Below are 21,653 nucleotides of genomic sequence, written 5' to 3' on the forward strand. Positions count from 1 at the left end.
ATTTTCAATGCCTGTTTAATTTAATGAATAACATTTTAAAATGAATAAATACCTAGCATTATTTCTAGTATTGTGCATCAGCAATATTCAATTGTTTGGACAAAATGCCAATTTTTACAGAACCATAAAAGTAGATTACAATCAATCTGCTGGCCCAATGAATACCATGTTCAAAGAATGTATTGGAGCGGGTCGTGCCAACGAAGGATTGCGAGCCGACTGGCAACAACAACTAGCAATAGTAAAAAAAGAATGCGATTTTAAATACATTCGAATGCACGGATTATTGACAGATGATATGGGCGTTTATCGTGAAGATGCCAAAGGAAATCCAGAGTACAATTACCAGTATATTGATGCTTTGTACGATTATATTTTGAGTATCAAGATGAAACCTTTTGTCGAATTAGGATTTATGCCATCGGCTTTGGCTAGCGGCAAACAAACTATTTTTTGGTGGAAAGGCAATGTAACGCCTCCTAAAGATTATAAGAAATGGGAAGATTTAATTCGCAATTTAACCCAGCATTGGACAGAACGTTATGGAGCTGAAGAAGTGAAAACTTGGTATTTCGAAGTTTGGAACGAACCCAATTTAACTCCCGCTTTTTGGACAGGAACTCAAGAAGAATATTTTAAATTGTATGAGCATAGTGCTCGTGCTATCAAAAGTGTAAATGGCGATTATAAAGTTGGAGGGCCAGCCACAGCAGGAGCGGGTTGGGTACCTGAAACTATTGAATTTGCTACTAAAAATAATGTTCCACTAGATTTTATTTCCACGCATACTTACGGAGTAAAACAAGGCTTTTTAGACGAATACGGAACAACAGGAACTATTTTGAGTAAAGACGAATCCAGTGTAAGTGGCGATGTTTTGAATTCCAGAAAACAAATTGCAAATTCTGCCAAACCGAATCTGGAATTGCATTACACGGAATGGAGTTCTTCCTATACACCTGCCGACCCCGTTCATGATAGTTACCATTCGGCTGCTTATATTTTGCAAAAACTAAAACAAGTGGGTAACGCACCTACATCTATGTCCTATTGGGTTTTTACTGATATTTTTGAAGAATCCGCTCCAAGATTTACGCCTTTTCACGGAGGATTTGGATTGTTGAATACGCAAGCAATTAAAAAACCTGCTTATTTTTCGTATTCCTATTTAAACAAATTAGGAACTACCGAACTTCAAAATACCGATACTTCTTCTTGGGCGACCAAAAATAAAAAGGGAGATGTTCAATTGTTGTTTTGGGATTTTACTAATACACATCCAGGCGATTCCATTAACAATCAGCAATATTACATTCAAGATTTACCGTCTAAATCAAAAGGAAGTGTAAAAATTGAAGTAACAGGTTTGCAAAAAGGAAAATACACATTAGAAATTTATAAAGTAGGATATAAAGTCAACGATGTTTACACGGATTATTTGGAAATGAACAAACCGAACCAATTAACCAAACAACAAGTAGAAAAACTAAAAGGGAAAAATAACGGAGAACCTATCGCAACCGAAACTCTCGTAATGGATTCAAAAGGCAATTACAGTAAGGATTTCAAGATCAATGAAAATGATGTTTTGCTTTTGAATTTTATAAAACAATAAGTTTGAATTTATTATGAAAAATAAAATAATCACATTGTCTCTTTTTGTATCCCTATCATTTGCAGGATTTCATTCGAATGCGCAAGCTGTAAAAAGCACAAAATTGCAAGAAACTCCAAAATCATTAAGTTCTACCTACGATACCGAAATCGATAAGTTAGTAGCTCAAATGACATTAGAAGAAAAAATTGGAATGTTGCACGGTAACACTATGTTTTCTTCTGGTGGTGTCGAGCGATTGGGAATTCCAGAACTAAAAATGGCGGATGGTCCTTTGGGCGTTCGGGAAGAAATTTCTAGAAACAATTGGTCGGCTGCGGGTTGGACTAATGATTTTGCTACTTATTATCCTGCTGCAGGAGCTTTGGCTGCGACTTGGGATACTGGATTGGCGGGTCTATTTGGAAGCAGTATTGGACAAGAAATGCGTGCCAGAAATAAAGATATGTTGCTTTCGCCAGCCATCAATATTGTTAGAACGCCACTCGGAGGAAGAACCTATGAATACATGACCGAAGATCCTTTTTTGAACAAAAAAATGGCGGTATCATTGATTGTTGGATTACAAAATAATGATGTTATGGCTTGTGTCAAACATTATGCAGCCAATAATCAGGAAACCAATCGGGATTTTGTGGATGTGCTGATTGATGAACGAACCTTACGTGAAATTTATCTTCCAGCCTTTGAAGCCGCTGTAAAAGAAGCGAATGCTTACAGTATCATGGGAGCTTACAACAAGTTTAGAGGTGATTATTTGTGTGAGAACGATTATATGTTAAACAAAATTCTACGTGACGAATGGGGATTCCAAGGCGTTGTAGTTTCGGATTGGGCAGCGGTTCATAGCACAGTAAAATCATTGAAAAATGGTTTGGATATCGAAATGGGAACACCAAAACCGTTTAAGGATTTTTTCTTTGCCGATAAATTAATCGCTGCGGCAAAAGCAGGAGAGGTTTCAGAAGCCGAAATTGATATTCACGTCAAAAGAATTTTAAAAGTCCTGTTTCAAGTAAAAGCCATTGGCGGCAAAGACCGTATTACAGGAAGTATTGCCACCGAAGCGCATTATCAAGATGCTTACAAAATTGCTGCTGAATCGATAGTTTTATTGAAAAACGAAAAAAATGCTTTGCCTTTACAATTGGACGGAGTAAAAACAATTGCAGTTATTGGAAATAATGCCACCAAGAAAAACGCCTTGGGTGGATTTGGCGCAGGTGTAAAAACCAAAAGAGAAATTACACCTTTAGAAGGTTTGAAAAATAGGTTACCCAATTCCATCAAAATCAATTATGCCGAAGGCTATTTAGAGCGATATGAGAAAAAAAACAAAGGTAATCTCGGGAATATTACGGCTAATGGTCCTGTAACCATCGATCAATTGGACGCTGCTAAATTGCAAGAAGCGATTGAAGCAGCTAAAAATTCCGATGTAGCTATAGTTTTTGCAGGTTCGAATCGTGATTATGAAACCGAAGCTTCGGATCGTAGCAGTTTGAAATTACCATTTGGTCAAGAAGAATTAATCCAAAAAATTGTAGCCGTTAATCCGAGAACGATTGTGGTCATGGTCGCTGGAGCACCTTTTGACATTGATGCGGTTAGTAAAAAAACTTCAACTTTGATTTGGTCTTGGTTCAATGGTTCCGAAGGTGGAAATGCCTTGGCAGATGTGTTGTTAGGAAAAGTAAATCCTTCTGGAAAATTGCCATGGACAATGCCTAATAAGATTGAAGATTCATCTGCTCATGCCACCAATAGTTTTCCTGGCGATAAATCGGTGACTTATTCAGAAGGAATTTTGGTTGGTTACCGTTGGTTTGATACCAAAAAAGTTACGCCTTTGTATCCTTTTGGTTATGGTTTGTCTTATACTAGTTTTGCTTTTAATAATGTTAAAACCGATAAAAAAATATATTCCGAAGACGAAACCATTCAAGTTTCAGTAACTGTTAAAAACATTGGTAAAGTAGAAGGAAAAGAAGTAGTTCAAGTCTATACTTCTAAATCCGATTCGAAAATTTCTCGGGCGGCTCAAGAGTTGAAAGGTTTTCAGAAAGTTGATGTTAAGCCAGGAGATTCCTGTATAGTTCCAATTCATATTCCTGTAAAAGAATTGGCTTATTATAATGTTGAAACCAAAAAATGGACGGTTGAGCCTGGAAAATATACTCTCAAAATAGGTAACTCATCCAGAGATATTAAGCAAGAAGTTGTCGTGATCATTAAGTAATCAAACACTTTTCAAATTATTAATTTTATAGATTAAATAAAATGATTGAATCAATTAAAAATAAAGTGTTTACAGTTATATTCAGTACGCTTTTTTTTGGAATTATGGCTTGCAGCAGCGATTCTTCTTCTGAAAATACTGTGGATAAATCCCTTGCTGTAAGTGCAGCTTCCCTTAATTTTTTAAGTGCAGGAAACAGTGCCAGTTTTACCATCACAACAAATGTTGATGCTTGGACAATTACCAATCCAGATGCGAGTTGGATTCAGTTGAACAAAATTTCAGGAGCCTCGGGTACAACGATTGTGAATGTAACAGTTTTAGCCAATACAACCACAACAGTTCGAACTGCTACTTTAACAGTGAATTCAACACAAACGACTGCGGTCAATATTGTACTTACCCAAGCAGCAGGTGTAGTTGTTCCTCCAGTTACAGCCTTGTATCCAAGTTATAATACCAATCCCATTGCGGCTGATGCAACCGGAATGACTAGCAATGCAACACAATTAGCAGCAAAGATAAAGCTGGGTTGGAACATCGGAAATACGCTTGAAGCAATTGGTGGAGAAACTGCTTGGGGCAATCCAAAAGTAACTAAAGCCTTAATTGATTTGGTTAAAGCCAATGGGTTTAATGCTGTTAGAATACCTTGTTCATGGAATCAAAATTTAGAGAATACTACAACCGCAAAAATTAAAACGGAATGGCTTAACCGAGTGAAAGAAGTAGTTCAGTATTGTGTGGACAATGATATGTATGTGGTGCTAAATATTCATTGGGACGGTGGTTGGTTAGAAAACAATTGTACCGAAGTCAAAAAAGTAGAAAATAATGCCAAACAAAAAGCGTTTTGGGAACAAATCGCGACTCATTTGCGAGATTTTGATGAACATTTACTTTTTGCAGGTGCTAACGAACCTAATGTTGAAAATGCTACCGAAATGGCAGTTTTAAATTCCTATCATCAAACATTTATTGATGCCGTTCGTTCTACAGGCGGAAAAAATGCCAACAGAATTTTAGTCATTCAAGGACCTACAACCGATATAGAAAAAACCAATAAATTGATGCTCACTTTGCCAACAGATAAAGTTGCCAATCGCATGATGGTTGAGGTTCATTATTATAGCCCATGGAATTTTGCAGGTTTGACCAAAGATGAAACTTGGGGGAAAATGGCTTATTATTGGGGATCAAATTATCTTTCTGCAACAGACACTCAAAGAAATGCTAGTTTTGGAGAAGCCGATTTAGAAAAACTTTTTAAGTCCATGAAAACGCAATTTGTTGACAAAGGAATTCCTGTTTTATTGGGAGAATTTGGAGCAATTCGCCGTACTACTCTGACAGGCGATGCTTTAACATTGCATTTGAATTCAAGAGCTTATTATTTGAAAACCGTAGTAAAACAAGCCAAAGCCAATGGAATATTGCCTTTTTATTGGGATGAAGGAAGCCTTGGAAATAATGGTTTTGGAATTTTCAATAGAACAAATAATACGGTTTATGATACTCAAGTTTTGACTGCATTACTCGATGGATTGAAATAAAATGTACTATTTTTATAGAATTAATTAAAAACGAAAAAGTGAAATCAAGCTCAATTAAAATAGTACTTCTCGCCGTTTTCAGCTCTGTTATTTGCGGAAAATTGCTGGCACAATCCAATCATGTTTTAAACTACAAACAACCCGCTGAATTTTTCGAAGAAAGTCTAGTTTTAGGAAACGGAAAGATGGGAGCGACCGTTTTTGGCGGTGTCAATTCGGATAAAATTTATTTGAATGACATTACACTTTGGTCGGGTGAGCCTGTAAATGCTAATATGAATCCCGAAGCTTATAAAAATATTCCAGCCATTCGCGAGGCTTTAAAAAACGAGAATTACAAGCTAGCCGAAGAACTGAACAAGAAAATTCAAGGTAAAAATTCCGAGTCCTATGCACCATTAGGAACGATGGAAATCAATAATCATCATACTGGAAAAGCGTCGAATTATCACAGAGAATTAGATATTTCTAATGCCGTTTCTAAAGTGAGCTATGAAATAGATGGTGTAAAATTTACCCGAGAATATTTTGTTTCAGCTCCTGATCAAATTATGGTAATCAAACTGACCAGCAGTCAAAAAGGAGCTTTGAGTTTTGATATAAATTCGACTAGTTTATTACAATTTAAAACCGAAATTCAAAATAATGTGCTTGCTATGAATGGTGTAGCACCGATTCATGAGAATAAAGGTTATGAAGTTGTACCTGCATTTTTGAAAGAAAAAGAAATAGGAACACGATTCACTACTTTGATGAAAATAAAAAACACAGAAGGAACCATTGTAAGTTCGAATAATAGTTTAGGATTACAGAACGGAACCGAAGCCTTAATTTATGTTTCCATTGCTACCAGTTTCAATGGTTTTGACAAAAATCCAGCCACACAAGGATTGGATAACAAAGCTATTGCTACAACTCATTTAAACAAATCCTTTTCCAAATCTTTTGATAAATTAAAAAGCAATCATGTTGCTGATTACCAAAAATTCTACAATCGGGTGAGTTTAGATTTAGGGAAAACCACTGCTCCCGATTTGCCAACAGACGAACGATTGTTGCGTTATGCGGATGGAAAAGAAGATAAAAATTTAGAGATTTTGTATTTTAATTTCGGGCGTTATTTGCTTATTAGCATTTCCAGAACTTTGGGTGTTCCAGCTAATTTACAAGGACTTTGGAATCCGCATTTGAATCCTCCTTGGAGTTCGAATTACACGATGAATATCAATTTGGAAGAGAATTATTGGTTGGCCGAAAACACTAATCTTTCGGAATTGCATCTTCCACTTTTGAGTTTCATCAAAAATCTTTCGGTAACAGGAAAAGTGACCGCCAAGACTTTTTATGGAGTTAGTGAAGGTTGGTCGGCAGCACACAATTCCGATATTTGGGCGATGACGAATCCTGTAGGGCAATTTGGAAAAGAAGATCCAATGTGGGCGTGTTGGCCAATGGCAGGAGCTTGGTTGAGTACCCATATTTGGGAACATTATATCTTTACACAAGATAAAAAATACTTGAAAAATGAGGGTTATCCGTTGATGAAAGGAGCAGCTCAATTTTGCAGAGGTTGGTTGGTAACGGATAAAAATGGAAATTTAATTACTGCTCCATCTACTTCGCCTGAAAATCAATACAGGACTCCTGATGGTTTTATTGGAGCAACACTATATGGAGGAACAGCTGATTTGGCGATGATTCGAGAATGTTTTGATAAAACCATAAAAGTGGCTAAAATTTTAAATGTTGATGCCGATTTTATAAGCCAGTTAGAAGCCGATTTGACAAAATTACATCCGTATCAAATTGGAATAAAAGGAAATCTCCAAGAATGGTATTTCGATTGGGAAGACAAAGATCCGAAACACCGTCATCAATCGCAATTATTTGGACTTTTTCCAGGCGATCATATTACACCTCTAAAAACTCCTGATTTGGCTGCAGCTTCCAGAAAAACCTTGGAGATAAAAGGAGACGAAACCACGGGTTGGTCAAAAGGTTGGCGTATTAATCTTTGGGCAAGACTGTGGGACGGCAATCGAGCTTACAAAATGTATAGGGAATTGCTTCGTTATGTAGATCCAGACAAAAAGAAAGTGGAAAAATCAAGACGAGGAGGAGGAACTTATCCTAATTTATTGGATGCGCATCCACCGTTTCAAATTGATGGCAATTTTGGGGGAACAGCCGCTGTTGCTGAAATGTTGGTACAATCGAATGAAACAGAAATTCGACTGCTACCAGCTTTACCCGATGCTTGGGAAAGCGGAACGGTAAAAGGAATTTGTGCCAGAGGAGGATTTGAAATAGCGATGGAATGGAATTCTAAAGAACTAAAAAAAGTAACTATTTTTTCTAAAAAAGGAGGAAAAACAACCTTGATTAGCGGAGATAAAAAACAAAATATTAGTTTGAAAAAAGGACAAAAATTGGTTGTTAATTGGTAATCATTCAGCTTTTTATTTGGCTTTTCTTTTGACTAATTGATCTACACGATACATGAGTATTAAGGAAAGTATTAAAACCATGCAAATTATAATTCCTAGCGTATCGTAATGTTCTAATGGACTCATTTTGTCTTTTTGTACCACAATAGTTCCAGCAAAAGCGGCTGCAATTCCCCCAGCTATTTGTTGTAATGAGGAATTGATACTCATAAATGCACCTCGATCCTGCATATCAGGAATGGAAGTAACTAATGCTGTTGAAGGTACCATTCGGCTCATGATTCCAGCCATCATCAGTACGTTGAAAACTAGGACTAAATAAAAAGGAGTTACGCCAAGATTCGTGTAAACGGCAACCATAACCATTGTCCACAAAGAGGCAAAAGCGAATATTTTGAACTTGTCTATTTTGTCACTTAATTTTCCAACGACAGGCATAATTATTAAGGTTGATATTCCTGCGACCATAAACATGATCGGCAATTCGTGTTCGGTAATTTTTAAATTATTGATGGCAAATGCACTACCAAAAGGCATCATCATAAATCCACCAATGGAAAGTAAGGCGGTAGAAGTAAATCCGATGCGGTAATCTTTATTAGCAATAGTATGAATTAAGTGTAGAAAAGCTGATTTTTCTTGTTTGATTGCTAAATGCTTAGTAATGGGTTGAAGCTTAACGGCAATGGCTATAGCGACAATTCCTGCCATTACTGCTATCCATAAAAAAGGCGAGTGCCAGCCCCAAGCATTGGCAAGGTATAATCCAATTGGAATTCCTAAAATTTGACTAGCTCCAAAACCCATTTGGACAAAACCCATAACTCGTCCTCGTTGTTGTAGTGTAAAAATGTCAGCAATAATCGCCATCGATATAGAACCAATTACACCACCAAATAATCCAGTAACGATTCTGGCAGCGAGTAGTAAAGGATAGGAGGTAACCACTCCGCAAAGGATTGTTCCGCCAATGAAACCAATGTAAAAGAATAGTAATAGTTTTTTTCGGTCGAATTTATCAGCAAAACCAGCTGTAAGCAATCCAGAAATTCCAGCACTAAAAGCATAAGCCGAAACGACTAGACCAAAATTAGAAGGTTTTAAATCGAGCGATTTCATTAGCATATCGCCTAGTGGAGACATTACCATAAAATCGAGTATTACTGTAAATTGAGTAATGGCGAGTATAAAAACTACAAATTTCTGATAAGCTGTAAATGGGATTGCTGACGTTTGATCTTTCATTTTATGCTGAATTAACTTTTGTCAAAGGTATTAAAGGGTTTGGTTTATTATAGACTAGTGTATTTAAAATCTTTCTTCTTAACAACTTGCATTAAGATTTTTTTGTAGAAATAGAGTTCTATTATTTCATTATTTTTGCAATTGTCTTGAACAATTTATAATTTAAAAGGTTCTGTAATTTCTAAAAAAAAAAGCGATAACCCAATTTATCTTCCTGTATAATTAGGGCAACCAAAGCATTTTACATCAAGGTTGAATTGATAGGTTAAAGAAAGTTCGTATGCTCCACCAGTTTTTCCAATTTTGGAAGTATTGGCATCATAGGAAAGACCTAGCCTTAAATTTTCGTATTGTAATCCTGTAAAAAAATTGATAGAGGTAAGGAGGTGACTGTTAATGCTGTTTTTGGCAGGATTGGTAACAGCTGTAATGCCAAAAAACATTTTTTCGAATAAGATAGAAGTACCAATATCTAGTCTATTGTAACGCCCTTGTTGCATATAATTAGAAGTTAGAAACATTTTTGTAGCATACGGAAAGAATTGAACATCGATATATTCTGCCAATAGAAATTCATAACCAGTACTTAAAGAAAAGAAAGTGTCTAAAGGAATATTTCCGTTGGCTGCAAATGATATATTGGGTTTGTTGAGATGTTTCATTGATAATCCAATCCATAGTGCATCGGTATTGAAAACCATACCTGCACTAATATCAAAAAAACTAACTTTATCATTAAGTAATAATGGGTCAATCGAACCAGTATTAATTGTACCAGTTCTGATATTGATTTGGTCTTCCAATAATAAATTTTGAAAAGCAAAAGATTTTAGTCCGAAACCAGCTTCGATAGCGGGTCTAAAATACCAATCGTCATTCAATCTTACTCGATAGGTATAATTGGCGTTAACTTGTGCAAAATTATAGTTTGTTGTATTTTCTCTTTGATTCAAGACACTAATTCCAAAACTACTATTCATTTCCTCGCTCCAAGTATTAACAAAAGCATAATCGGTAGTGACTTTAAAATCTAAATCAGGCCATTGTTCTCGGTGAATAATTCCGGTGTAAGTGGTTTCCATAAAACCAGAGAAACCAGGATTTAGAGTTTCGGGAACTAAAAAATATTGTGTAAAAACGGGATCTTGAGCTCTTGTTTTAGAATAAAAGCAGCAGCTTATAATTATGATAAATAGTCTGAATTTCATTGTAAAGAGGTTGCTTTTATTTTAGTAATGTAAATGTTCCTTTTTCGGTTATGGTGTGATTGTAGAAAGTTTTTGCCGTAATTTTAAAATAATAATTTCCATTTTCGGCATTGATGTCTTTTACTTTTCCGTGCCAACCTCCTATGTTTTCTCCAGTTTCTGAATAGATAACTGCTCCCCAAGTATTGTAAACATCGAGTGTAATGTTTGTCAAACCTAGAAAAACAGGAGCAAATGAATCGTTTATGCCATCATTGTTGGGAGTGAAGGCATTAGGCATCATCAAGCTGTATCCTTTCTCTAGAATCAATGTAGTAAAATAGGTATATTGACATCCAAAAGGATAAGTAACAGTTTGTTTTATGGTATAAGTTCCTTCTCTGGTATAAATATGTTTTGGATTTATTTCATCTGAAAAATTACCATCGCCAAAATCCCATGCTACAGATGTAAAATCTCCTGAGGCTAAATTGGTAAACAAAACAGGATCGTAGATAGAATATAAATCATATACTTCTTTGCCATGGGAAGTGGTAGAGAAATTGGCTTTGCCTAAAACAGGCGTATCTACATTGTAAGGAATATTGGCTTCGCAACCAAAACTATCGGTAACGCTAAAAATTACTAGCCCATTATTTTCGGTGTTCATAATCTCGTTATTGACTCCAGTAACGGTTCCGTCAGACCATTTCAGTTTGTATGGAGGAACACCACCTTCTACGTGGCCTATAAAGGTTTGATGTACATATTTAGTTTCGCAATCGAAATTAGTTTTTACTTCAATGGTAGGAGTCAGTTGCTTGAATCGAGTAATTTTCCAAGTTTCCGATTTTTTGCAGCCATTGGCATCGGTTACGGTTACGGTGTAATTATCGGGTGTCAAATTCACCAAATCTTCTGTTGTAGCACCGTTTGACCAAGCGTATTTAAAAGGTTGTGTTCCGCCAGTTACTACTAAATTAATAGCTCCAGTATTGGCATTGAAACAATTTAAAGGGTTTGAAACGTCAGCTTTTAATTCTAATAACAAAGGTTCAATAATATTGAAGGTTTCTTTTATTTTACACGATTTAGCATCAGTAATGGTTACTGTATATTTGCCAGGACCTAAATTATTTCTTTCAATTCCTGCTGTAGCATCATCATCCCAAACCAATTTTACGGGAGCTTTTCCACCGATGAGGTTCAATCGGATGTAAGCATCTTTTTCGCCAAAGCAAGAAATTTGTTTTACATCAGGATTTATGGTAAAAACAGGTGCATTGTCTATAATTATTGTAAATACTTTTGGACAACCTAAAGAATCGGTGATGGTAATGGTATAAGTTCCTGCAGTCAAATTATTTTGTACTAGTCCTGTACCTAAATTACTCCATTTTATAAGATATGGATCGCCAGTTGCAAAAGGAACTCCACCCGTAATTTTATTAATAGTAATAGAAGCATCTGCATAATTGTAACAGGCAATTTCGGTTTTGGTATAATCTAATTTTATTTCATCGTTTTGAAGTAAAATAACTTGCAGTTGATCGGTACAGCCTGAATTGTCGGTTACGGTTAAATTATAAGTTCCAGCGGCTACATTTCTTAAATTTTGAAGATTGCTTCTAAATCCGTTAGGGCCAGTCCAGCTGTATCTGTAATTGAAAACACCTGGTGAAGTTTCGGTAGCTCTTCCTCCAATGGTTTTTATATCAATTTCTCCAGTGAAATAACCGTAGCATAAAATATTTACTTGGCTTACAAGACTAACTTCTAATAATGGCGGTTCTATAATAGTATAGGTACCGGTAAGGACACCACAATTATTAAGTTCTGTAATGGTTACATCATAAACTCCAGGCTTCAAATTAGAAAGGTCTTCGGTAGTAGCAAACGGATTTCCGTCTTTTTTCCAAACATATTTGTAAGGTTGAGTTCCTCCAGAAGCGGTTATATTAATTCTACCATCGTTTAAGCCAAAACAGCTAATGTCATTTTTGCTGGATGAAAATTGAAATAAACCAGGTTCACTAACGAAATAACTTTTCGTAAAAGGGCAATTGCCATTGTCGTTTATGCTTAAATTATAAGTCCCAGGTTTTAAGTTCGAAATATCTTCATCTGTACTGGTAAAACCATTTGGACCAGTCCAAGATATATTGTTGGGTTTTCCAGTTGTAAAAGGAATTCCTCCTGTTACTGTAATATCAATTGAAGCATCGTTTGAACCAAAACAAGTGCTGTTTTTTTGATTCAAAGCAACTTTTATTAATGGGTCAACAGTTATGGTAATGGTAAAATTAGGCCCTGGGCAGCTTACTGATATTGGTGAAACTGTATAAGTTACTGTAGCTGGATTATTGGTTAGGTTGGTTAAAGTTTGGCTAATGTTTGTTCTTGGAGTAGTTTGAGCTGTAGCACCGCTTATGGCTCCTGCAGGAGAAACGATTGGATTTGACCAAATATAAGTTGTTCCAGCAGGCACGTTGTCTGTTCCATTTGTAACGGGCGTAACCTGAAAAGAATCGCCACTACACATTTTCAAGACCTTTGGTTTTATAATTGGAGAAAGTACTAAATCTACAGAGAAATTGGCCGTTTTGGTAGTTGTGCCGCAACTATTGGTAACACTAAAAGTCGCTTGATAGTTACCACTTACAGTATAATCAATTGGACCAGGATCAAGAGCGGTAGAACTAGAAGGTGTTCCGCCAGGAAAACTCCATAAATAACTTATTTCTGAAGAAGGTGAGCAAGTTTCGGTCACTTTTCCCACAGGTCTGATGGTTGCCGAATTACAAAAATCCGAAATAGGATCTAAAGTAGTAACAGGTGGTTTTTTAACATCTATGGTTTTGGTAATTGATCGGTCAATTCCACATGAATTTCGAGTAGTAAGTCGAACATAGTAGGTGCCTGGAAGTACAAAATTAAAAACAGGACTTTTAGAGTAATAATTTGTTCCATTAACAAAATTCCATTGTCCTCTTCCGGTTCCTGTAATAGTTTCTTTACCACAAAAACCTTCATAATATTGAATCACTTCCCAATAATAGCTTTCGGTTCCACAGCTTAAACGGGTGTCGGTGGTATTGGTCATTTCAACATTGGAAGAAGCACAAGCATTGCCAAAAGTAAAATTAGGCTGCAATATAGGTTCTACACATATTGTTCTTGTAGTAGAAGTTCCAATTCCGCAAGGAGTTTGAGCCGATAATCGAATGGTATAAGTACCTGGTGTGGTATAAACGTGACTTGGGTTTACTTGTCTAGATACGGGACTTCCGTCTCCAAAATCCCAAGTATAAACATTAAAAGTACTGCAATCATTGGTGTAACCAGCTATGGTTGTATTATTGAAGTAAACAGATGTGTTAGCGCAAACAATATTATTCACGTTAAAACTTATCGTAGGTACATCCAAAATAATAATAGGACCTGCTGTAAGATAAGTACTTCCGCAAGAGGTGGTTATTGTTAAGCTTACAGTATTTCCAGACGGACAGTTGAAACGGGTAAAAGTATGAGGAATAGGGAAGTTTTGAGAAGCTGGAGGATTCACTGAATTATAATACGGCGAACTTTCTAATTGCGCTTGTGTGTAACTTACAATTGTGCCGTCTCCATAATTTACTTGGTATCTTGTGTCCGATGGATTTCTTGACCATGATCCTATAGCAAATTCCATTGGAGGAACTGGAGTACATAAATTAGTTGTATTCCCAGGAGCAATAAGAGCACCAATTGGATTATTAGAATTTTTGATGACATAAGTAACAGTGTTATTACAACTGCTACTACCTATTCCAGTAATTGTCATATTGAAAGATCCTAATTGATTATAAGTATGTGCTCTAGGGAAGCTTACATTAGTTTCAGAACTACCATCGCCCCAATCTACATTATAAGAAGTAATACAAGAAATGGAACTAGAACTATTTCCTATATTGACTGTGTATTTAGAATCGGAATTATTATCTCCGCATTTTTCAAAAGGAGCAGTTGAGCCTGCAGGTGCATTTAAGTTGACGAACTTTAAGTCGGGTTTTTGTTGAACTGAAATTACTTTGGTCACAGAATTTGTTGCTCCATTAGCATCGGTAACAATTAATTTTACAGTAAAGTTTTGAAAGCCACAGCCCAGTGCAGTGAACGAATGTGTTGGATTACTATTGATAGAAGTTGTTCCGTCGCCAAAATCCCATTGATACTTAAAGGGTGCATCACCACTAACTACTGGCGTAAAAGTAATTGGTGTTCCAGAGCAAGTTCCACTATTATTATAATTAAAGTCAACATTTGGAGCTAGAACTATTGTTTTATAACTTGTATAGTTTGAAGTTATTTCTTTACTGCTAAAGGCATAAATAGAAGTAGTTACTATTAATAATAAGCTATGGGTCAGAAAAAAAAGTTTCCTCATAATGGTATATAAATCTTTAATTAGGCTCGTAAAAGTATGTATATAATATTACAAAATAATTACAAATATTGCTTTTTTTTCAAATTATAAATAAAAGGTTATGAGATCACAAAAAATAAATGGTTTTTGAGTTGTTTTGGAGAGAATATGAAAGGTCTAGTATAGAAAATTAAAACATAGTTCTATTTATTGTGGAGTCTTTCCTCACGTTGGTATTTTCAAACTTCGTACCTTTGCGCCACAAGAAAATACAAGAAAATGATTGAAATAGGAAAATACAACACACTTACCATATTACGTGATACCAAAGTGGGATTATTTTTAGGAAATCCCGAAAAAGATCCTGAAGGAATTCACGACATACTTTTACCCAATAAATACGTCCCTAACGAATGGGAAATAGGCGAAGAAATTATTGTCTTTGTATATTTAGACCACGAAGAACGACCAGTTGCTACCACATTGGAGCCTTATATTTTGTTGAATGAATTTGCACTTTTACGTGTCAATTATGTCAACCAAGTGGGGGCTTTTATGGATTGGGGAATGGAAAAAGATATTCTAGTGCCGTTCAAAGAGCAAGCTCGACCGATGGAAAAAGGAAAACGCTATTTGGTTTACCTTTACATAGACGAAAAAACAAAACGTTTAGTAGCATCCAGCAAAACCAATCAGTTTTTGAAAAATGATCATCTAACGGTTGAAAAAGGAGAAGAAGTAGATTTAATCGTTTCGCATATTACCGAATTGGGTATCAATGTTATCATCAATGAGCAACACAAAGGTTTGTTGTATAAAGATGAGGTTTATGACGACGCTATTCGAACAGGAGATAGAATGCGTGGTTACATCAAAAACATTCGCCCTGATAATAAAATAGATGTGGCTTTGCAAATTCAAGGCTATCAAAATATTGAGCCCAATGCAGAGAAAATACTGGATGAACTTCGTGCCAGTCGTGGTTTTTTACGATTAACCGATAATTCGCATCCTGAAGACATTAAAACAGTCTTAAAAATGAGTAAGAAAACCTTCAAGAAAGCCATTGGAGCTTTGTACAGAGAAAAACGTATAGAAATTAAAGAAGACGGAATTTATTTGGTCAAAGAATAAATTTAAGTAGTTTTTAGAATTGCATATAATTCCACAAACTGACGCCTCAAATACGGGTGTTGGTTTGTGGTTTTTTTTTAAGAACCCCTCAATGATTTAAAAAAGAGGCTTTTAAATCATTGGTTTTATTTCTAAAATTGCTAAATAGGTGTAGAATTAATTCTACATCTATTAGTAAGTAGTTCTACATAAAATAGGGTTCAGGCTGGTTATATTTACAGTGTAATTCTCTATTTAGATATTGAGTTAATTTTTTTTAAAAGACTTTCCCCAAATTTCTTTTGTCTTTTTTTAATGTGAGAATTATTCATAATAGCCAATGAGTAATTATAATAAAGTAGCGATTAGTAAGCAGACAAAATAGCAGATTTTATTGGCTTTGTCTGAATATTAAATATCATTTAGCTTCTTGGATTTATTTTAATTCATTAACTTTAGTTTAAAAAAAAAATAATTTTGATTAAAAAACATTTTACAGGGAATACTTTTGATTTTAAAAGGATTAAAAACAGAAAAATAATTCATTTTTCTTTGTTGGCATGTATTATTCTTTTACAAGTTATAGCTGGAGTAATTTGGTACAATGATTCTCAAATTTCTAAAGCATTTGATCAGATGGCAACATCTAATGAAATTGAAAAGTATTCGAATCGGGCTAATAATTCTTTGATTCAATCGCAACAGTATTTTAATGATTATTTCAATCATAGAGATGAAAATTCTTTGAAAAAGTACACGACAAGCTTGAGCGAAATTAGTGGTTTGATGGATAGTTTGCGTTTGGTTTCTAACGAAAATGAGAGTTTTAAAAGAATATTGGGTGATAAAAAACAAACTGAAGCCGATATTTTAGCTCTAAAAACAGCTATCGATTCTATTATCGACAAGCAAATAGGAACGGGACATGATGATGTTTCTGAAATTTTTAAATTCAACAAGTTTGGATACAAGAAAATTTTAGACAGCGTCAAAACCGAGACTTATATAAAAGTAGATAGTGTAACTCGATATGGATTGATTTCGAGATTAGGAGATGCGTTTACAGGAAAGTATCGCATTCAAAAAGAGCGCTTGAACACCATTGTGACCATGCAATACAAAGACAAAGTTTCGTCTGGATCTATCGAACAACAAATCAAAAATGTTTTCTTGATGAGTAATAGATATTACGAAAATGAGTTCAATAATTTGAATAAAAAATTTCTTGATTTAAGAGATAAAGACTTGAAATTAAGGAAAATTAATAGTGAATTGTTAAGCAAAGGTCAAAGTGTATTGTCTAGTTATGGTAAATTAGATAATGTACTTCAATTAAATAATAAAACGTATTTAAAAGAAGAATATAAAACGAATAAAACCATCAAAGATAGCGCGATAATTATACTGATATTACTGATGTTTGTTATCTCCATCATACTTTTTAGTTTTACCCGAATGGCTTTTGAATACGAGAAAAAACTTGTAGTTGCTCAAAATCAAATTCGTCAAAGTCTTGCTTTTAAAAATAGAATTGTGGGCATGATAAGTCATGAAATTCGTTCACCCTTGAATATAATTTCCATTTACAGCCAAAAATTAGTGGCTACTGTTAAAGATTCAGACATAAAAGAAACGTTCAAATCGATTCTGTTTACAACCAATTCGCTAATTCTTTTGTCTAATCAAATTTTAGAGTATTCGAAAGATGAAAACCACAAACCGAAATTGAAAAACAAAAATATCAATTTAAAGAAAGAAATCGAATCAATTATTTATTCACTTACACCTTTATTAGAGGTTAAAGGAAATAAAATGGAACTGGTTTCTAATTTAGAACCCGATTGTGAAGTATATTCAGATGCTACAAAAATTCACCAACTTTTCTATAATATAATTGGTAATGCCAATAAGTTTACAGAAAATGGATTAATAGCAATTCAAGTTGTTATAGAAACGCTATCCGAATTCGAAATGAATTTGAAAGTAACCATCAAAGACAACGGATTAGGGATTGCTCAAAATGATTTGAAAAATTTATTTGAAGCTTACTATCAAGGAACAGTTTCGGGTAAAGTAAATAATTTGGGAGTTGGTTTAGGATTAAATCTTTGCAAAGAAATTGTAGAATTATTTGATGGCGAAATCGAAGTAAAAAGTCAAGAGAACAAGGGGACGCAGGTGATTTTTAATTTGATAGTAAGCCAAGTCTAACAAAAATAAAACCAAGAATTAGTAAAATGAAATCATCAAATAAACATAGTTTTTTAATTGCCGACGACCATATTGTAGTAAGGCAAGGGGTTTCTTTATTAATTAAAGAACTTTTTCAAAATCCTATTATTTATCAAGCAGGAAGTTTTAAAGATACTTTCAAAATACTGAACGAAACCCCAATTGATTTATTGGTTTTAGACATCAATTTTCCGGATGGCAATAGTTTAAACATTATTGCTGATGTAAAAAATATTCAACCCAAAATCAAAATTTTAATATTTTCAGGCTATGATGAAGATATTTATGCCATGCGTTATTTGAATGCCGGAGCTTCAGGTTACTTGAACAAAGGAAGTTCAGAAGAGGAAATGAAACAAGCACTGCAAAGCATGTTTGTATCTGGAAAATATATTACCCAAAAAATAAAAGATCGAATTCTAGATTCTTATATTTCCAAAACCCCTATTAATCCTTTGGAGCAATTATCAAACCGAGAAGTTGAAGTGGCCAGATTGCTAATCAAGGGATATGGAAACCTAGAAATATCCGAGCTTTTACAAGTAAAAAAAACTACCGTAAGTACCTTTAAAAATAGAATTTTCGAAAAATTAGAAATTGACAATCTCGCTTCATTGATAGAAATTTTTCATTTGTATTTCGAAGATTGAAATTATTTTTACTCTTGCTTTCAACATTCTTATCAGTCTGAAAAATCCTTTTCTATTTAGATACTTATAAATAGGAATCAATTATTTTTTTTTAAGTTTTTTCTGTAGATACAATTCTACTAATCCTTGTTGTATGTTCTACGAATAGTTGGTTTTGTTGGGGGTATATTTGTAATACAACCAATGAGGATAGCGTTTTATTGCAATGTTAAAGAAAGAAATTTTTACTAAATTTTTCATTTTTAGCTTATTTCACAAAAGCGATTAAAATTTTATTCTAAAACTAAAAACAGTATGATAATAGATTTTTATAATATTGAAAATAAGGAAATTACAAATAAAAATTACAAGAAATTGTTAGAAATGATAGAAGCCCAAAGTGAATACAATCAAAGATTGGTTAATTTTTCTTATATCGTTTCTCATAATTTGAATTCACATGCTGGCAATATCAAAGGACTTTTGGATATGATTGATTCAGATGAAAAACAATTAGAAAATTCAGAAGCTTTAAGTTATTTGCGAATGGTTTCAAACGATTTGAATGAAACAATTGCTAATTTAGCTCAAATAGTTCATGTCCAAAACAACTTGAATGTTTGCAAAGAACCCTTGGATTTGAATCTATTTATCGAAAAAAACAAAAATATAATCAATAATCATGACCATGATAACAAAGCTATTATCATCAACAATGTAGCCAAGGAAACTGTTATTAATTTTAACCCTGCTTATCTCGAAAGTATTCTTTTGAATTTCAGTACAAATGCCATAAAATATGCTCATCCCGATAGATTTCCTATAATTGAGTTTAATTTTTTTATAGAAAACGGTAAGAAAGTATTAACCATTAAAGACAATGGTTTGGGGATTGACCTAGAAAAATATGGTGATTTATTATTTGGAATGTATAAAACCTTTCACAAACACGAAAAAGCAAATGGAATAGGCTTGTATATTACCAAAAATCAAGTCGAAGCTATGAATGGAAAAATAACGGTTGAAAGTAAAGTAGGAGTAGGAAGTACATTTAAAATTATTTTTTCAGACTAAAAAAAATTAAAAACTAGCCGAAAAACTTACGCCCCAAACAGGTGTTTTCGAAAACTGATTTACTCCAACAGGAGCAAAATTCATTTGAGTTTTTACTCTTTCTTTGTATCCAAATCTATCCAGAATTGTGTTAAAAGGATCCATCAACATCAAAGCAGTATATCCTAAAATTTTTGATTTTAATATTTTGTGATTGTGCCTTACAATTGATTTTTTGGCATAGAAAAATCCTTCGCCAACTACAGAACCTACCACTGGAGTAATAATAAGGTCTTGCACAGAAGGAACCTCTGCAAAAGATTCGATACCGTATTCCCAAAAAAAAGTGGACATTAGAGCCGAATAACCAAATGATTCTAATCGATTAAAGCCGCTACTTCGGGCTGTCATATAGTAAACTCCTCCGCAATAAGGATGGGTTACCCAATTCAAAACCCAGTCGTCTTTATCCCAAACTGGTCCTTCCTTTACGTTTTGTTTCCATTTCCATAAAATTCCTTTTTTACGCATTTCTTCTTTGTCCCAATTCGTTGCGCTTTCAGGCATAGCCCAAAGTACACCAAAGCCAATGATAGCAGCACCAGCAAATATGCCAGTATTGTAACCCAATCTTCTATAATCTTTAAATTGTGGTGGGTAGGCTGCTAAACTGTCTTTTTTTTGGATTGAAACAAAAGAATCGTCAACTATTTTATTAGTATCTAATACAATTATAGTTTCGTTCGAACTGACTAGAGTACTATCTATAACGCTTGTACTAGATGATAATACCAAAGTATCTTCGGCAAAAGAAGGTGTACAAATAAGGAGTAACAAAAAGATAAAAGTTCGAATCATAATGAAGGGCAAAATTGAAAAAACTGACTTTAGAATAGCATAAAACTAAAAAAGCAGCAGGAAAATTTTTTAATATTCTTTGGTTTTAAAATTATCGACGCCAAATGTAGTCATATATAAAATTTTACGGAAATTTTTGTTAAAAAATCCCAATTGATTTAATTTCGGATATAGTATAAAAATGTAAAAAATCGTCTATTTTTACACAGCTAAATTTAAAACGAATAGAATGGATTGGATTACCGTAAAGGAGTACGAAGATATAACTTATAAAAAATGTAATGGTGTCGCTAGAATAGCGTTCAATCGCCCTGATGTGAGAAATGCTTTCCGCCCAAAAACAACTTCGGAATTGTATAATGCTTTTTACGATGCCCAAGAAGATACTTCAATAGGAGTGGTTTTGCTTTCAGCAGAAGGTCCTTCGAGCAAAGATGGGATTTACTCTTTTTGTAGTGGTGGCGATCAAAACGCTCGTGGTCATCAAGGTTATGTGGGTGATGATGGTCAACATCGTTTGAATATTCTCGAAGTGCAACGATTGATTCGTTTTATGCCAAAAGTAGTTATTGCTGTAGTTCCTGGTTGGGCTGTTGGCGGTGGACACAGTTTACACGTCGTTTGCGATATGACGTTGGCCAGTAAAGAACACGCCATTTTTAAACAAACTGATGCCGATGTAACTAGTTTTGACGGTGGTTATGGATCGGCTTATTTAGCAAAAATGGTCGGACAGAAAAAAGCTCGTGAGATTTTCTTTCTTGGAAGAAATTATTCTGCTCAAGATGCTTTCGAAATGGGAATGGTCAATGCCGTTATTCCGCACGCAGAGTTAGAAGACACCGCTTACGAATGGGCACAGGAAATTTTGCAAAAATCACCAACATCCATCAAAATGCTAAAATTCGCCATGAATTTAACAGATGACGGAATGGTAGGTCAACAGGTTTTTGCTGGTGAAGCCACAAGATTAGCCTATATGACTGAAGAAGCCAAAGAAGGAAGAAACGCTTTCCTTGAAAAGAGAAAACCGAATTTCGAAAAAAAATGGTTACCGTAAATTTAGTTGGCAGTGTT

General features: G+C 34.5%; 13 protein-coding genes. 9 read left to right on the forward strand and 4 right to left on the reverse strand.

Translation table 11 applies throughout. From position 1 onward, the window contains the following. Window positions 1-40: 40 nt before the first annotated feature. Genes OZP15_RS07220 through OZP15_RS07235 form a run of 4 tightly spaced genes read left to right on the forward strand, consistent with a single transcriptional unit; the run spans window position 41 to window position 7,854 of the window. Complete coding sequence (locus tag OZP15_RS07220) at window positions 41-1,615, forward strand: GH39 family glycosyl hydrolase (protein ID WP_281337404.1); 1,575 nt, start codon at window positions 41-43, stop codon at window positions 1,613-1,615. A 13-nt stretch (window positions 1,616-1,628) separates the two neighbouring features. Next, window positions 1,629-3,854, forward strand: coding sequence for a glycoside hydrolase family 3 C-terminal domain-containing protein (locus tag OZP15_RS07225; RefSeq protein WP_281337405.1), 2,226 nt, complete (start codon window positions 1,629-1,631; stop codon window positions 3,852-3,854). A gap of 41 nt (window positions 3,855-3,895) precedes the next feature. After that, complete coding sequence (locus tag OZP15_RS07230) at window positions 3,896-5,407, forward strand: cellulase family glycosylhydrolase (protein WP_281337406.1); 1,512 nt, start codon at window positions 3,896-3,898, stop codon at window positions 5,405-5,407. A gap of 38 nt (window positions 5,408-5,445) precedes the next feature. Next, window positions 5,446-7,854, forward strand: coding sequence for a glycoside hydrolase family 95 protein (locus tag OZP15_RS07235; protein WP_281337407.1), 2,409 nt, complete (start codon window positions 5,446-5,448; stop codon window positions 7,852-7,854). A 12-nt stretch (window positions 7,855-7,866) separates the two neighbouring features. Here the strand turns inward: OZP15_RS07235 and OZP15_RS07240 are convergent, their stop codons facing one another. The 3 genes from OZP15_RS07240 to OZP15_RS07250 all read right to left on the reverse strand — a co-directional run bounded on the left by OZP15_RS07240 (window position 7,867) and on the right by OZP15_RS07250 (window position 14,712). Further along, complete coding sequence (locus OZP15_RS07240; protein ID WP_269227782.1) at window positions 7,867-9,099, reverse strand: MFS transporter; 1,233 nt, start codon at window positions 9,097-9,099, stop codon at window positions 7,867-7,869. 206 nt (window positions 9,100-9,305) lie between these two features. Then, the gene (locus OZP15_RS07245) at window positions 9,306-10,307 is read right to left on the reverse strand and encodes a PorP/SprF family type IX secretion system membrane protein (protein ID WP_269227783.1); all 1,002 of its coding nucleotides are present in this window, start codon (window positions 10,305-10,307) and stop codon (window positions 9,306-9,308) included. Between the two features lie 16 nt (window positions 10,308-10,323). Then, window positions 10,324-14,712 carry a PKD domain-containing protein gene (locus tag OZP15_RS07250; RefSeq protein WP_281337408.1) on the reverse strand — a complete coding sequence of 1,463 codons (4,389 nt, stop codon included), beginning with the start codon at window positions 14,710-14,712 and terminating at the stop codon, window positions 10,324-10,326. 258 nt (window positions 14,713-14,970) lie between these two features. On the opposite strand from OZP15_RS07250, the gene OZP15_RS07255 reads away from it, so the two are divergent. From OZP15_RS07255 to OZP15_RS07270, 4 genes are all read left to right on the forward strand, one after another. Beyond that, window positions 14,971-15,825, forward strand: a complete 855-nt coding sequence (locus tag OZP15_RS07255) for a CvfB family protein (RefSeq protein WP_281337409.1) — start codon at window positions 14,971-14,973, stop codon at window positions 15,823-15,825. A gap of 456 nt (window positions 15,826-16,281) precedes the next feature. Next, complete coding sequence (locus tag OZP15_RS07260; protein ID WP_269227787.1) at window positions 16,282-18,015, forward strand: sensor histidine kinase; 1,734 nt, start codon at window positions 16,282-16,284, stop codon at window positions 18,013-18,015. 26 nt (window positions 18,016-18,041) lie between these two features. Continuing rightward, on the forward strand, window positions 18,042-18,686 hold the full coding sequence (locus tag OZP15_RS07265; protein ID WP_269227788.1) for a response regulator transcription factor: 645 nt from the start codon (window positions 18,042-18,044) through the stop codon (window positions 18,684-18,686). Between the two features lie 294 nt (window positions 18,687-18,980). Then, window positions 18,981-19,739, forward strand: coding sequence for a sensor histidine kinase (locus OZP15_RS07270; protein ID WP_269227789.1), 759 nt, complete (start codon window positions 18,981-18,983; stop codon window positions 19,737-19,739). A 6-nt stretch (window positions 19,740-19,745) separates the two neighbouring features. Here the strand turns inward: OZP15_RS07270 and OZP15_RS07275 are convergent, their stop codons facing one another. Continuing rightward, a complete protein-coding gene (locus tag OZP15_RS07275; protein WP_281337410.1) occupies window positions 19,746-20,555 on the reverse strand; it encodes a DUF3943 domain-containing protein in 810 nt (269 codons plus the stop codon). A 211-nt stretch (window positions 20,556-20,766) separates the two neighbouring features. Between OZP15_RS07275 and OZP15_RS07280 the strand changes: the two genes are divergently transcribed. Beyond that, entirely contained in the window at window positions 20,767-21,636 is an 870-nt protein-coding gene (locus OZP15_RS07280; protein WP_281337474.1) for a 1,4-dihydroxy-2-naphthoyl-CoA synthase, read from the forward strand. Window positions 21,637-21,653 lie beyond the last annotated feature (17 nt).

The organism is Flavobacterium eburneipallidum (genome assembly GCF_027111355.2).
In the GTDB taxonomy this organism is placed as follows: domain Bacteria; phylum Bacteroidota; class Bacteroidia; order Flavobacteriales; family Flavobacteriaceae; genus Flavobacterium; species Flavobacterium eburneipallidum.